We start from the raw sequence: 13,944 nt of genomic DNA on the forward strand, positions 1-13,944 counted from the left end.
GTCACCCTATCGGTGCCTCCGGGGGCCGCCGGGGCAGGTCAGCGGCCGGACGTGCGGAAGGAGCCGAGGGCCGTGTCGAAGTGCCGGCGCGCCTCGGCCGCCCGGTCCACCGGGGCCGACGCCCACACGTCGTACAGCGTCCCGGCCTGCTCCCAGCAGACGTCCACGGTGCGCCGCGGCCCCTCCGTGCTGGTGAAGCCGTCCCACGTGAACTCCCAGCGGGCCGCGGGCAGCCCCTTGTGCCGCGTCTCCTCGACCGCGGCGTCGCGGTAGCCCGGGTTGGTCCTCGGGCCGCTCGCGTCGGCGTCGCGCATCACGCCGATCGCTCCGCCGGCCGGGATCGCCCTGATCCTGACCCCGACCCAGGAGGCCCCGTCCTCCGTCGTGTAGAACACCCGCTCCCCGTCGGTCGAGCGGCGCGCCCCGGCGGGGACGGCCAGGGTGAAGCCCGCCTCGTCCTCGACGGTCGCGTACCCGGCGGGTACGGGGTCGGATCCGGGCTCCGGGGACACGGAGGCGGGTCCCCCGGAGGCGGGCCCGGCGCCCGTCGACGGCTCGTCCTGTCCGGCCAGCAGCACCGCCACCGTCACCGCCGCGACGGAGGCGGCGACGGCCGCGACCACGAAGGGCAGCGCGAACGCGCCCCGCCGCCCGGCCCCGACGGCGGGGGCGCGCACCTCCGGAGGCGTGGGCTGCCACGGGGTGGCCGACGGGTGGACGGCGGGCGTGGCCGGCGGGTGGACGTCGGCGGCCTCCGCCGGGAAGGGCCGCCGGGGAGTGCCGGTGGGGCCTGTGGGGCCGGTGGGGCCGGTGGGGCCGGCGTCACGCGCGGCCGCCGGTCCCCCGGGCACCGGACCGTCGGCCGGCTCCTCCCCCGCCGCGCAGGCGGCGAGCATCCGGCGGGCCTCGGCGGCTCCCAGGCGCCGGTCCGGGTCGCGTTCGAGCAGGCCGCGGACGACCGGGACGAGCGGCCCCATCCGCTCGGACGGCCGGATCTCCTCGTACACGACGGCGTGCAGGACGGCGCCGATCGAGTCCCGGCGGAAGGGCGAGGTGCCGGTGGCCGCCGCGCACAGGAGCGCGCCGAGCGACCACAGGTCGGAGGCCGGTCCCGCGTCGCCCCCCTGCATCCGCTCGGGCGCGGTGTACTCGGGGGTCCCGACGAAGACGCCGGTCCCGCTGAGCGTGGTGGCGCCGGGGAGGCTGGCGATGCCGAAGTCGGTGAGCACCGCCCGGCCGCTGCCCTTCTCCAGGAGGACGTTGGCCGGTTTCACGTCCCGGTGCAGGACGTCGAGGGCATGGGCGGCGCCGAGCGCGTCGAGCAGGTCGAGGCCGAGCCGCGCGGTCTCCCGCGGGGACAGCACGCGGCCGGCGGCCAGCCGGTCGGCGAGCGACCCGCCGTCGACCAGCTCCATCACCAGGGCGGGCCGGCCCTCGTGCTGGACGACGTCGTGGACGACGATCACATGGGGGTGCCGGATCCGGGCGACGACCCGCGCCTCCCGCAGGGCGCCCGCCGGATCGGCGCCGTCGTCGAGCGCCAGGGTCTTGACCGCCACCGGTCGCCCGAGCAGTTCGTCGGTGGCCCTGCGGACCACGCCCATGCCACCCTGCCCGAGCCGCTCCCCCAGGCGGTACCGCCCGCCGATGAGCCCGTGGCCGGCCTGCTCCGGCCCGTTGTGCGACGACACTCGACTCCCCCGTCCGCTGGACACGGACATGATGCCGCAGCCGCCCGGCCCTAAGGGCGGGGAGGCGTTCAGGACCCGCCGCCGGGACGGAACGCGGCGAGGGCGGCACCCCTCCGAGGACCGGGCAGCGTCCAGGACCCCGCCGCCGGGGACGGAACGCGGCGAGGGCCGCACCCCGGTCGGTCGGGGTGCGGCCCTCGCCCAGTGTGCGGGCCGGCGGGTCAGACGGCCAGCTCGACCGTGATGTTGCCGCGGGTCGCCTTGGAGTACGGGCAGACCTGGTGGGCCTTCTCGATCAGGCTCTTGGCGGTCTCGGCGTCCACGTTGGGGATGGTCGCCGAGATCTTGACGATGATGCCGAAGCCGTCGTCGTTCTTGCCGATGCCGACCTCGGCGGTGACCGTCGAGCCGGAGACGTCCGCGTTCTCGTTGCGGGCGACGACGCCCAGCGCGCCCTGGAAGCAGGCGCTGTAGCCCGCCGCGAAGAGCTGCTCGGGGTTGGTGCCGGCGCCGGAGCCGCCCATGGCCTTGGGCGGGTTGACGACGACGTCGAGCTGACCGTCGTCCGTGGCCACACGGCCGTCACGGCCGTTCTCGGCGGTGGCGACGGCGGTGTAGAGGACGTCGGAGTGCTGGATGGACATGCCGGGTACTTCCTTCTGCTGTTCGCCGCGACTCGCGCCCACGATCGCGACGGCTGAGGGAAGACTAACGGGTCACCGAGACGATCATCTTTCCGGTGTTGTCCCCGCGGAGGAGTCCGAGGAAGGCGTCCACGCCGTTCTCGATGCCCTCGACGAAGGTCTCGCGGTGCTTCAGCTCGCCGGAGCCGAGCCAGCCGCCGACCTCCTGGACGAACTGGTCCTGCAGGCCGTAGTGGTCGCCGACGAGGACGCCCTGGAGCCGCAGCCGCTTGCCGATGATCATCGCCATGTTGCGCGGGCCGGGGACCGGCTCGGTGTCGTTGTACTGGGCGATCATGCCGCAGATGGTGGCGCGGCCGTGCACGTTGAGCGAGGAGATCGCGGCTTCGAGGTGGTCGCCCCCGACGTTGTCGAAGTAGACGTCGATGCCGTCCGGCGCGGCCTCCCGGAGCTGGTCCTTGACCGGGCCGTTCTTGTAGTTGAAGGCGGCGTCGAAGCCGAGCTCCTCGACGAGGAACTTGACCTTCTCGTCGGAGCCGGCGGAGCCGATGACGCGGGAGGCGCCCCTGAGCCGCGCCATCTGGCCGACCTGGCTGCCGACGGCCCCGGCGGCGCCGGAGACGAAGACGGCGTCGCCCTCCTTGAAGGAGGCGACCTCGAAGAGGCCGGCGTAGGCCGTGAGGCCGGTCATGCCGAGCACGCCCAGGTAGGAGGAGAGGGGGGCGAGCGCCGGGTCGACCTTGGTGGCGCCCTTGGCGGGGACGTCGGCGTACTCGCGCCAGCCGAGGCCGTGCAGGACGTGGTCGCCGACGGCGAAGCCCTCGGCGTTGGAGGCGACGACCTCGCCGACCGCGCCGCCGTCCATGGGGTGGTCGAGCCGGAACGGCGGGATGTACGACTTCACGTCGTTCATCCGGCCGCGCATGTACGGGTCCACGGAGAAGTGGAGGTTGCGCACGAGGACGTGGCCCTCGGCGGGCTCGGTGACCGGGGTCTCGCGCAGGGCGAAGTCGGCGGGGACGGGCCAGCCGTGCGGACGGGCGACGAGGTGCCACTCACGGCTGGACGCGGGAAGTACGGACATGAGCACGGCCTCCAGAAAAGCTTTGGATCACAAAAGGTTTACTACCTCAAACAACCATGCGCCTAGATATTTCATGTTGTCAAGTATCTGGGTAGACTGGCCCCCATGGCCACCTCACGCACGGACCCCCTGACCCTCGAAGTCGTCGAGCTGATCGGCACCGTCGTGGCGCGCTACTACGAGGAGTACGAGCAGGCGGCCGCGCAGCACGCGCTGACCGGCGCCCAGGCCCGGGTCCTCGGCCTGCTCTCGCTCGACCCGCTGCCGATGCGCCGCATCGCGCAGAAGCTGAAGTGCGAGCCCTCCAACATCACGGGGATCGTCGACCGCCTGGAGGCGCGCGGACTGGTGGAGCGCCGCCCCGACCCCGACGACCGGCGCGTCAAGCTCGCCGTCCCCACCGACCAGGGCAGGGAGACCGCCCGTCGGCTGCGCGACTCCCTCGGCTTCGCCCGCGAACCGCTCGGCGAGCTCTCCGAGACCGATCGGACCCTGCTGCGGGACCTGCTGAGGCGGATGCTCGGCGAGGGCGCGGCGTAGCGGGTGTCGTAGGGGGCGTCCTGTCGATCAGCCCCCGCGAGCCCGGCCTGATCGGCAGGGCGACCCCCAGGACCCGTACGAATCCCCGGCCCTACACGCACCACCAGAGGAAGCGGGTGCAGGTCGGCGTGGGGCTCGGGGTCGGGGTGCCGCCCGGCGTGGGGCCACTGGTGGACGGCGAAGGACCGCCGGGCGTGCCCGAGCCGGTCGGCGCCGGGTCGCCCGCCGTCGCGGACGGTGTCGCGGAGGGCGAGCCGGATGCCGTCGGCGCCTCGACCGGGTCGCCGCCGCCACCCTGCCCCGTACCGGGACCCGTGCCCGTACCGGAGCCCGTGCCCGTGCCCGTACCGGGCAGCGATCCCGCGCCGGACGCCGATCCCGACCCCCCTCGGCCGCCCGTTCCGGACCCCGCGCTCACCTGACGGGGGCGCGTCGGAGCGGAGGTGGACGCGCCGGCGACCGGGGACGGACCCGCGCCGTCCGGCGGCTCGGTGCTGTCGAGCGGTTCGGGCGCGAGCGGGGTGGCGGTGACGTCCAGCTCCTCGACGGCCGTGGCAGCGCCGTCCTCCGGCGGCTGCTCCAGGGCGAGCCGGGCCAGACTCAGCGTGCCGGCCGCGAGGACCAGGCCCACCGTCCCGACCAGGACCGTACGGCCCCGGCGCGACCGAGCCCGCCGTCCCCCGCGCGCGGCGGTACGGCCCCGCTCCGCGTCGCCCCGCGCGGCGGCCCGGGCGGCGCGGCGGCCGCCCGCGCCCGGTCGCGGCGGTTCGACGACGTCCAGTTCGTAGACGTGCTCGGGCGCGGGCGCGTTCGGCTCGGCCGCCGCGGGCTCGGTGGAGACGTGGCCGACGGAGGCGTGGTCGGCGGAGGCGTGGTCGGTGGAGGCGCGCTCAGGGGAGGCGTCGGCGGTGGACGCGTGCCGATCGGACGCGTGACCGGGGTAGGCCCGGCCGGCGTACGCGCCGCCGTACGACTGGTCGGCATACGTGGGATCGGCGTACGCGGGCCCGCCGTACGCGGGATCGGCGTACGCGCCGCCGTACGCCTCGTCGGTGTACGCGCCGCCGTACGCGTGGTCGCCGTAGGTCCGGTCTGCGTACGCGGGGTCCGGGGTGGGGACCGGCGTGGGAACCGGCGGGTGGGCCGGTATGTGGGGGGTCTCGTACCGCAGTTCCTCGACAGGAGTCCCGCACCCGGCACAGGCGAGGGCCCCGTTGAGATGCCGCCGGCACGCGTGGCAGTAGTCCATGGGGCCCGCAGGCTATGCGGCCGCGTGCGGCGACAGGGGGGCGAGTACGTGAGGATCCTGTGAGGAAACCGCAGGTCGCCGGCGGTGCGTCGCGATTCTCCCGCTTCGGGAAGGATCGCCTCCGGTCCGGTCGCACCCGCACCGGATCCTCCGTCACCGCCCGCGCCCAGGGCCCCGGGCGGCGCAGCCCAGCGCGCGCGGCGCCCCGGACGGCCGGACGATGCGAACAGGAACGCGAAACGCGAACCACCTCGCCCGTGCCAGCACCGCACTCCGGAGGATCCGCCGTGACCGTCAGCCTTGAGCAGCTGCGTCGTTGCCATGTCGCCGTCGACCTGGGCGCCGCCCGCACCCGGGTCTTCGTCAAGGGCGCCGGACTCGTCGTCGACGAGCCGAGCGTCGCCGCCGTCAACACCCGTACCGGAGCGCTGATCGCCGTCGGCGCACTGGCGGAGAAGATGACCGGCCGCACCCCCGACTACATCCGGGTGGTCCGCCCGGTCTCGGGCGGCACGGTCGTCGACATCGACATGGCGCAGCGGATGCTCCGCCACCTCCTGGGCGAGAAGCTGCGCCGCCAGCTGCGCCGCAAGCCCCGGCTGCGCGCGGCCGCCTGCACCCCTCACGACAGCGACCCGCTGGCGCAGCGGGCCGCCGTGGAGACCCTCGTCGGTCTCGGGGCGCGCCGGGTCGAGCTGGTCGACACCCTGATCGCGGCGGCGGTGGGCTGCGGCCTTCCGGTCGAGCAGCCGACCGCGACCATGATCATGGTGTGCGGGGCGGCGACGACGCAGGTCGCGGTGCTGTCGCTCGGCGCGATCGTGACGGCCGAGCGGATGCCGGTCGGCGGCGACGCCATCGACCACGCGGTCATCCAGCACCTGCGCCACCATCACGAGCTGATGCTGCCGAGCCAGTCGGTCAGACCGCTGCAACTCGCCCTGAGCGGCAACGGCCTGACCGCCCACGGTCCCGCCTGGACGGAGATCCACGGCCGGGACGTCGCCACGGGCCTGGCCCGTTCGGTCACCGTCGACACCGCCGCCGTGCGGGAGGCGATCCACACGCCGCTGACGGCGGTCCTCGACGGCATCGGGAAGGTGCTGCGGGACTGCCCGCCCGACCTGGTGGCCGACCTCGCGGACCGCGGGATCATGATGGTCGGCGGCAGCGCCCTGCTGCCGGGGCTCGACCAGATGCTGCGCGAGGCCACCGGGATGCCGGTGCACATCGCCGAACGCCCGGACGTGTGCGCGGTCCTGGGCCTCGGCGCCATGCTGGAGGGCAAGGTCCAGCCGATGGTCCTCGACCCGCTGGCGGAGCGGGACCCGCTCGCCGACGAGGACTGAGCGGGCGCGCCCTCACGGCCGTACGCAAACCAGCCAAACCGTATGATTCGTACGACAATGAGACCATGACGATCATGGATGAGGAAACGGACGAGGACTCGCCCCGTCTGCCCATGCTGCTCGAAGCGGTCCTCAGCGTCGGCACGGATCTCGAACTCCGCACCACCCTCCAGCACATCGTGGACTCCGCCACCGAGCTGACCGGGGCCCGCTACGGGGCGCTCGGGGTCGTCGACCCCGAGCGCCGGCGGCTCACCGAGCTCTTCACCTCCGGCATGACCGACGAGGAACGGCAGTACATCGGCCGTCTTCCCGAGGGCCGCACCGGACTCCTCGGCGTCCTCGTCCAGGACCCGCAGCCACTCCGGCTCGACGACCCGACGGCCGATCCGCGCTCCGCCGGCGTGCCCGGGGGCCACCCGGAGACGAACGCCTTCCTCGGCGTCCCGATCCGGGTCCACACCGAGGTCTTCGGCAATCTGTACCTCACCGAGAAGCGGACGGGCGGCTTCACCGGGGAGGACCTCGCCCTGCTCCGGGTGCTCGCCTCCCAGGCGGGCATCGCCATCGGCAACGCCCGTCTGTACGAGACCGCGCGGCAGCGGGAGCGCTGGATCGAGGGGGCGGCGGCCGTGACCACGGCCCTGCTCACCGGTGCGTCCGCCGAGAACGCGCTGACGACCGTCGCCGAGCAGGCCCGCATCCTCGCCGGCGCCTCGGCCGGTGTGGTCCTCCAGCCCACCGCCGAGGGCGGCATGGAGATCGTCGCCGCCTCCACCACCGACGACCCCGGCGACCTGGTCGGCACGACGATCGTGCCCGGCTCCCCCGTCCTCGTCCAGCTCCTCGGCGGGGAGCCCGTGTTCGTCGAGGACTCGGCGACCGATCCGCGCATGACCACCGCCGTCCGCTCCCGCTTCGGCCCGTCGATGATGCTGCCGTTGCAGAGCGGCGGGAAGCTCATCGGCACCCTCGCCCTGCCCCGGCGGCGCGGCGACCCGCCGTACTCGGCGGTGGACCGGCTCCTGGCCTCGCAGTTCGCCTCGCAGGCGGCGCTCGCGCTGGTCCTCGCGGACGCGCGCCACGACCGCGAGCGGCTCGCCGTGTACGAGGACCGGGACCGGATCGCGCGTGACCTGCACGACCTCGTCGTCCAGCGGCTGTTCGCCACGGAGATGATGCTGGAGTCGACCCGCCGCCGCGCGTCCGGCTCGTCCGAGGAGGACGCGCTGCTCGGCCGGGCCGTCGACGAGCTGGACTCGACGATCCAGGAGGTCCGCACGACCATCTTCGCCCTCCAGCAGCCCCCCGCCGACGCGCCCGCGTCCTTCCGGGGCCGCGTTCTGCGCGAGACCGGCGGCGCCGCGGTCCTCCTCGGCTTCCAGCCGTCCGTCCACTTCTCCGGCGCGGTCGACACCCTCGCCGAGGACGACCGGGCCGCGGGGCTCCTCGCCGCCCTGCGCGGCGCGCTCGCCGCCGCCCACCGCCGCTCCGGCGTCACCGCCGTCACCGTCGAGGTCTCGGCCGCGCCCGACGGCCTCCGGCTGCGGGTCGAGGACGACGGCTCGCCGCCGACGACCGTGACGTGGCCCTAGGGGGCGTCTTGCCGATCGTGCCGGGCGCGCGGGGCCCGGCACGCTCGCACCGGACCCCGCTCCCTGATCCGGCCTGATCGACAGGCCCTGGGGGGGCACCCGTACGGAGCAGTCCGGCGCGCCCGGCCCCTGGTCCCGATCTTGACTGGTGGGGTGACCACCGAGACGAAGCCCCCGACCGCGGCGGCCTACCGCAATCTGGTGATGGCCACCATCGGCTTCACGCTGACCTTCTGGGCGTGGAACCTGATCGCACCCCTCGCGAGCTGGTACGGCGACCGGCTCGAACTCAGCTCGTTCGAGCAGTCGTTCCTCGTCGCCGTGCCGGTCCTGGTCGGCTCGGTCGGCCGGGTCCCGGCGGGCGCCCTGACCGACCGGTACGGGGCGAAGCGGATGTTCCCGCTCGTCTCGGCGCTCACCATCATCCCCGTGCTGCTGCTGATCGTGGTGAAGGACACCTACGGCCTGCTGCTGGTCGTCGCCTTCCTCCTCGGCCTGGGCGGGACGACCTTCGCGATCGGCATCCCGCTGGTGAACTCGTGGTTCCCGCCGGCCAAGCGGGGCCTGGCGCTGGGCGTGTTCGGCATGGGCATGGGCGGCGTGGCGCTCTCCGGCTACTTCACGCCCCGGATCGCCAAGCACGGGGAGAACCTGCCGTTCGTCGTGGTGGCGGTCGCGCTGGCCGCGTACGCGGTGCTCGCCTTCTTCCTCATCACCGACCGGCCCGACCGGCCGGTGCCCACCGCCTCCCTCGCGACCCGGCTGGGCTCGGCGGCGCGGCTGCGGGTGACGTGGGAGCTGTCGGCGCTGTACGCGATCGGCTTCGGCGGCATCGTGGCGTTCGGCGTCTACCTGCCGACGTACCTGAAGACCTGGTACGAGCTCGACCCGACGGACGCGGGCACCAAGGCGGCGGGGTTCGCCCTGGTCACCGTGATCTTCCGGCCGATCGGCGGCTGGCTCTCGGACCGCTTCCACCCGGCGCTCGTGACGGCCGGCGCGCTCGGCACGGCCGCCCTGTTCGCGATCGTCCAGGCCTTCGACCCGCCGCTGAACCCGGGCGGCACGACCGCCCTGCTCGTCATGGCGGCCGGCCTGGGCACGGCGAGCGGTTCGGTCTTCGCCCTCGTCTCCCAGGTCACCCCGCAGGCGCAGGTGGGCAGCGTGACCGGCATCGTCGGCGCGATGGGCGGCCTGGGCGGCTTCGTGCCGCCGCTGGTGATGGGCGCGATCTACAGCGCCAAGGACTCGTACTCGATCGGCTTCATGCTCCTGTCCGACCTCGCGCTCGCGGGCTGTGTGTACGCGTACGGGCGCATGCGCGGCATCCGGCCCGGCGGTGAGGAGCCCGAGCGGGAGGCGACGAAGGTCACGGTCGGGCGGTCCTGACGTCCCGGCAGAATGCCTCCCGGCGACCTTCGCCCTCGACGACCCGAGGAGTTCGACCGGTGAGTGCCTTCCTTCCCGCCCTGGAGGACCCTTCCGACCGGCCCGCCCTGCGCTTCGGCGCGGAGAGCCTGACGTACGGCGAACTGGCGCGGGCCGCCGGGGCCCTGGCGGCGCGGGTGAGGGGCGAGGAGCGGGTCGCGGTCTGGGCCACGCCGACCGCGCACACCGTGGTCGGGGTGGTCGGCGCGCTCCTGGCGGGCGTGGCCGTCGTACCGCTGAACCCGAGGACCGGGGAGCGGGAACTGGCGCACATCCTGGGCGACAGCGCCCCGGGCGCGGTGCTCGCGGGGCCCGGGGAGGAGCTGCCGGCGGGGCTGGCGGGGATTTCGCGGATCGAGGTGGGGCTGGACGGGGTCGCGGGCCCGCCGGTGGCGGAGCCGGACGACCCCGAGGCGACCGCTCTCGTCGTCTACACGTCCGGCACGACGGGCCCTCCGAAGGGCGTCCTGCTGTCCCGCCGGGCGGTGGCCGCGTCCCTGGACGCGCTGGCCGGGGCGTGGTCGTGGACGGCGGACGACGTCCTGGTGCACGCGCTGCCGCTGTTCCACGTGCACGGGCTGGTGCTGGGCGTGCTCGGGCCGCTCCGGCGGGGCGGGGAGGTGCGGCACCTGGGCGGGTTCTCGGTGGAGGCGGTGGCCCGGGAGCTGGGGGGCGGGGGCGGGACGATGCTGTTCGGCGTGCCGACGATGTACCACCGGGTGGCGGACGCGCTCGACGGGGACGCCGCTCTGGCGGCGGCGCTCGCGGGCGCGCGGCTGCTCGTCTCCGGTTCGGCGGCGCTGCCGGTGCACGACCACCGGCGGATCGCGGCGGCGACGGGCCGGACGGTGGTGGAGCGGTACGGGATGACCGAGACGCTCATGATCACCAGCGTGGTGCCGGGCGGCGAGCCGCGGCCGGGGACGGTCGGGGTGCCGCTCGCGGGGGTGGAGCTGAGGCTGGTGGGCGAGGACGGCTCCGTGCTGCCGGGGTCCGACGGGGAGACCGTCGGGGAGGTGCAGGTGCGCGGGCCGAACCTGTTCTCCGGTTACCTCGGCCGGCCGGACGCGACGGCGGCGGCGTTCGACGGCGACTGGTTCAGGACCGGCGACATGGCGGTCCGCGAGGCGGACGGCGCGGTGCGGCTCGTGGGCCGCAAGGCGACCGACCTGATCAAGAGCGGCGGCTACAAGATCGGGGCCGGCGAGATCGAGAACGCGCTCCTGGACCACCCCGAGGTCCTGGAGGCGGCCGTCACGGGCGAGCCCGACGCCGACCTGGGCGAGCGGATCGTCGCCTGGGTGGTGCCGCGGGACGGCGGGAGGCCGCCCGCCGAGGCGGACCTCGCCGACCACGTGGCGGCGCTGCTCGCCCCGCACAAGCGGCCGCGCGCGGTGCGCTATCTGGAGGCCCTCCCCCGCAACGACATGGGGAAGGTCCTGAAGAAGGCGCTGCCGGGCGCCCGCTGAACCCGAGGGGCCCCTCCCCCTCGCGGGGAGGGGCGCCGTGTCACGGCGTCGGGTCGAGGGCGTCGTAGCGGCGGAAGCCGCGGCCGTGGAGGGCGAGGACGCCGATCGCGAGGACGCAGGCGATCCCGCCGCCCGTGAGGGCCACGGCCGGGGAGGTCAGGTCGGCGACGGAGCCCGCGAGGAAGTCCCCGAGGCGGGGCCCGCCCGCGACGACCACGATGAAGACGCCCTGGAGCCGGCCGCGCATCTCGTCCGGTGCCGCGACCTGCATCATCGTGTTGCGGAAGATCATCGAGACGGTGTCGGCGCAGCCGGCGAGGGCCAGCAGGAGGAGGCCGAGCCAGAGGTTCCGGGTCAGGCCGAAGACGGCGATCGCGGTGCCCCAGCAGGCCACCGCGATCAGGATCGCCTGGCCGTGGTGGCGGATGCGGCTCTGCCAGCCGGAGAGGACGCCGCCGAGGAGCGCCCCGAACGCGGGCGCGGCGACCAGGAGTCCGGTGGTCTTCGCGTCGCCGCCGTACCAGAGGACGGCGACGGCGGGGAACAGCGCGCGGGGGTGGGCGAGGATCATCGCGCAGAAGTCCGAGAAGAACGTCATGCGCAGGTTGGGGCGGGTGGCGAGGAACCGCAGCCCGTCGAGGACCGAGGCCCGCTTGTTCCCCTTCCGGTCCGGCAGCATCGAGGGCAGCCGCCACATCGCGTACAGGCTCGCGGTGAAGGCGACGGCGTCCACGAGGTACGCGGCCTGGTAGCCGGCGAGCCCGACGATCAGGCCGCCGAGACTGGGGCCGACGAGCGTGCCGAAGGTCATGACCATCGAGTTCAGCGCGTTGGCGGCACGCAGCTGCTCGGGCGGCAGGAGCCGCGGGATCATCGACGTGCGGGCGGGCGAGTTGAGCGCGGCGCACACCGCCTGGAGGGCGACGATCCCGTACAGGAACCAGACCCGGTGGAAGCCGGCGAAGGCCGCGCCGGCGAGGGCGATCGAGAGGACGGCCGATCCGCAGGCGCTGACGAGGCCGAGCTTGCGGCGGTCGACGGTGTCGGCGATGGCCCCGCCGTACAGGCCGAACACGACGAGCGGGACGAGCGAGAAGAGCCCGACGAGCCCGACGGAGAACGGCGAGCGGGTGATGTCGTACACCTGGAGGGAGACGGCGAGCGCCGTCATGCCCTGCCCGACCCAGGAGACGGTGCTCCCGAACCAGAGGCGGCGGTAGTGCGCGGAGGTCCGCAGCGGGGTGAGGTCGGCGAAGACCCGGTGGCGGGCCCGCTGTCCCTGCTGTTCCTTCTCTTCCTCGGCCGTGGTCACGCGACGTCGTACCGCAGTTCGGGGCGTTCCCAGTGGATCCGTCCGGTGGGCGGGACGGATCCGGTGCGGACGGCGCCCGTCCGCAGGTAGAACTCCTCGGCGGGCGGGTGCGCCACGACCCGCACGGCGGCGAGCCCGGCGGCCTTCGCCTGCGCGGTCATGTGCTCCATCAGCAGCCGGCCCGTGCCGAGTCCCTGGGCCGCGTCGGCGACGAACGCGAGGTCGAGCTCGGCCTCGTCGACGAGCAGCGCGTAGAACCCGACGACGCGGTCGGTGCCGTCGACGGCGACGAAGACGGGGTGGTGCTCGATGTACGCACCGCCCACCTGGTACCCCTCGACCATGGCCGCGTAGTCCCCGCGATACGCGCGGGAGCCCCGGACGAGCCGGGTGAGCCGGCGGGAGTCGTCGGCGGTGGCGCGCCGGATGGTGATGTCGGACATGGAGCGAGTATAGGACCGGTCCAGGGTGACGATCCTTACAAATGCATGAACCCCGCACCGGGGCGGGCTGCGGGACGGCGGGGGGATCAGCCGCAGGCGCTCAGGTCGTCCGGGTCGACGGCGTCGAGGCGTACGGCGAGTGCGTCGAGCCGTTCCCGCAGCTCGCGGATCTCTCCGACGTCCAGGCCGGTGGCGGCGGCGATCCGCCGCGGGACGCCGAGCGCCCTCTCGCGCAGGGCGGTCCCGTCGCCGGTGAGGCGCACGGTGACGGACCGCTCGTCCCGGGGGCTGCGGCGGCGCTCGACGTATCCGGCCGCCTCCAGCCGCTTGAGCAGCGGCGACAGGGTCCCGGAGTCCAGCCGCAGCCGCTCGCCGATCCCCTTCACGGGCAGCTCGCGGTGCTCCCAGAGCACGAGCATGACGAGGTACTGGGGATAGGTGAGCCCGAGCTCCTTGAGGGCCTCGCGGTAGACGCCGTTGAAGGCGCGGGTCGCCGCGTGCAGCGAGAAGCAGATCTGGTGGTCGAGCCTGAGGAAGTCCTCGTCCGGGACCGAGTCGAGCGTCTCCATGCGTCCAGGATACGCGAGACCCCTCACACGCGATTGAGTTGTGCACAACTGAATAGTGCGCTATCAATAGAGGGCACCCCAGACCGGGGCCCACACCCCAGGACAGGACGGAAGAACCATGGACGCGATCTACACCGCCGTCGCCACCGCCAACGGCCGCGAGGGCCGCGCCGTCAGCTCCGACGGCCACATCGACCTCCCCCTCGCGCACCCGCAGGCCCTCGGCGGCAACGGTCAGGGCACCAACCCCGAGCAGCTCTTCGCCGCCGGGTACGCGGCCTGCTTCGCCAGCGCCATGGGCGTCGTCGCCCGCCAGGAGAAGATCGACATCTCCGAGGCCTCCGTCACCGCCGAGGTCTCCATCGGCAAGGACCCCTCCGACGGCGGTTTCGGCCTCGCGGTCGTGATGCGCGCCGAGTTCCCCGACCACCTCCAGGGCGAGGCCGGCCTCACCCTCCTGAAGAAGACCCACGCCTTCTGCCCGTACTCGAAGGCCACCCGCGGCAACATCGAGGTCGAGCTCGTCGTCGAGTGACCGGACGGGCGGCCGCCGCGGCGGCCGCGTGACCAA

Annotated in this window: 13 protein-coding genes; 6 read left to right on the plus strand and 7 right to left on the minus strand. The window is 74.2% G+C overall.

The window, feature by feature from the left end:
- Positions 1-38 precede the first annotated feature (38 nt).
- From AC067A_RS10235 to AC067A_RS10245, 3 genes are all read right to left on the minus strand, one after another.
- Positions 39-1,691 carry a serine/threonine-protein kinase gene (locus AC067A_RS10235; protein WP_478617210.1) on the minus strand — a complete coding sequence of 551 codons (1,653 nt, stop codon included), beginning with the start codon at positions 1,689-1,691 and terminating at the stop codon, positions 39-41.
- 221 nt (positions 1,692-1,912) lie between these two features.
- Positions 1,913-2,335, minus strand: coding sequence for an organic hydroperoxide resistance protein (locus AC067A_RS10240; protein WP_030693363.1), 423 nt, complete (start codon positions 2,333-2,335; stop codon positions 1,913-1,915).
- Positions 2,336-2,399: 64 nt separating this feature from the next.
- Positions 2,400-3,419, minus strand: coding sequence for an NADP-dependent oxidoreductase (locus AC067A_RS10245; RefSeq protein ID WP_478617213.1), 1,020 nt, complete (start codon positions 3,417-3,419; stop codon positions 2,400-2,402).
- A 105-nt stretch (positions 3,420-3,524) separates the two neighbouring features.
- Between AC067A_RS10245 and AC067A_RS10250 the strand changes: the two genes are divergently transcribed.
- A complete protein-coding gene (locus AC067A_RS10250) occupies positions 3,525-3,959 on the plus strand; it encodes a MarR family winged helix-turn-helix transcriptional regulator (protein ID WP_478617215.1) in 435 nt (144 codons plus the stop codon).
- Positions 3,960-4,050: 91 nt separating this feature from the next.
- Here AC067A_RS10250 and AC067A_RS10255 read toward each other — a convergent pair whose 3' ends face one another.
- Entirely contained in the window at positions 4,051-5,208 is a 1,158-nt protein-coding gene (locus AC067A_RS10255) for an SCO2400 family protein (protein ID WP_478617217.1), read from the minus strand.
- Positions 5,209-5,495: 287 nt separating this feature from the next.
- Here AC067A_RS10255 and mreB point away from each other — a divergent pair, with 287 nt between their 5' ends.
- From mreB to AC067A_RS10275, 4 genes are all read left to right on the plus strand, one after another.
- Positions 5,496-6,557: a rod shape-determining protein MreB gene (mreB, locus tag AC067A_RS10260; protein WP_478617219.1), complete on the plus strand. Its 1,062-nt coding sequence runs from the start codon at positions 5,496-5,498 to the stop codon at positions 6,555-6,557.
- Between the two features lie 65 nt (positions 6,558-6,622).
- The gene (locus AC067A_RS10265) at positions 6,623-8,152 is read left to right on the plus strand and encodes a GAF domain-containing sensor histidine kinase (protein WP_478617222.1); all 1,530 of its coding nucleotides are present in this window, start codon (positions 6,623-6,625) and stop codon (positions 8,150-8,152) included.
- A 204-nt stretch (positions 8,153-8,356) separates the two neighbouring features.
- Positions 8,357-9,541: a nitrate/nitrite transporter gene (locus AC067A_RS10270; protein ID WP_478617812.1), complete on the plus strand. Its 1,185-nt coding sequence runs from the start codon at positions 8,357-8,359 to the stop codon at positions 9,539-9,541.
- 59 nt (positions 9,542-9,600) lie between these two features.
- Positions 9,601-11,049, plus strand: a complete 1,449-nt coding sequence (locus AC067A_RS10275) for an acyl-CoA synthetase (protein WP_478617225.1) — start codon at positions 9,601-9,603, stop codon at positions 11,047-11,049.
- 40 nt (positions 11,050-11,089) lie between these two features.
- Here the strand turns inward: AC067A_RS10275 and AC067A_RS10280 are convergent, their stop codons facing one another.
- The 3 genes from AC067A_RS10280 to AC067A_RS10290 form a co-directional block, all read right to left on the minus strand.
- Positions 11,090-12,361: an MFS transporter gene (locus AC067A_RS10280; protein WP_478617227.1), complete on the minus strand. Its 1,272-nt coding sequence runs from the start codon at positions 12,359-12,361 to the stop codon at positions 11,090-11,092.
- Positions 12,358-12,804 carry a GNAT family N-acetyltransferase gene (locus AC067A_RS10285; protein ID WP_478617230.1) on the minus strand — a complete coding sequence of 149 codons (447 nt, stop codon included), beginning with the start codon at positions 12,802-12,804 and terminating at the stop codon, positions 12,358-12,360. The genes AC067A_RS10280 and AC067A_RS10285 overlap by 4 nt, the downstream gene beginning before the upstream one ends.
- An 86-nt stretch (positions 12,805-12,890) precedes the next feature.
- On the minus strand, positions 12,891-13,373 hold the full coding sequence (locus tag AC067A_RS10290; RefSeq protein ID WP_478617233.1) for a MarR family winged helix-turn-helix transcriptional regulator: 483 nt from the start codon (positions 13,371-13,373) through the stop codon (positions 12,891-12,893).
- Positions 13,374-13,491: 118 nt separating this feature from the next.
- Here AC067A_RS10290 and AC067A_RS10295 point away from each other — a divergent pair, with 118 nt between their 5' ends.
- Positions 13,492-13,908 (plus strand): organic hydroperoxide resistance protein, encoded by a 417-nt coding sequence (locus tag AC067A_RS10295; protein ID WP_478617236.1) that lies wholly within the window; start codon positions 13,492-13,494, stop codon positions 13,906-13,908.
- The last annotated feature ends 36 nt before the right edge of the window (positions 13,909-13,944 follow it).

This window comes from Streptomyces sp. NPDC043176, assembly GCF_056436715.1.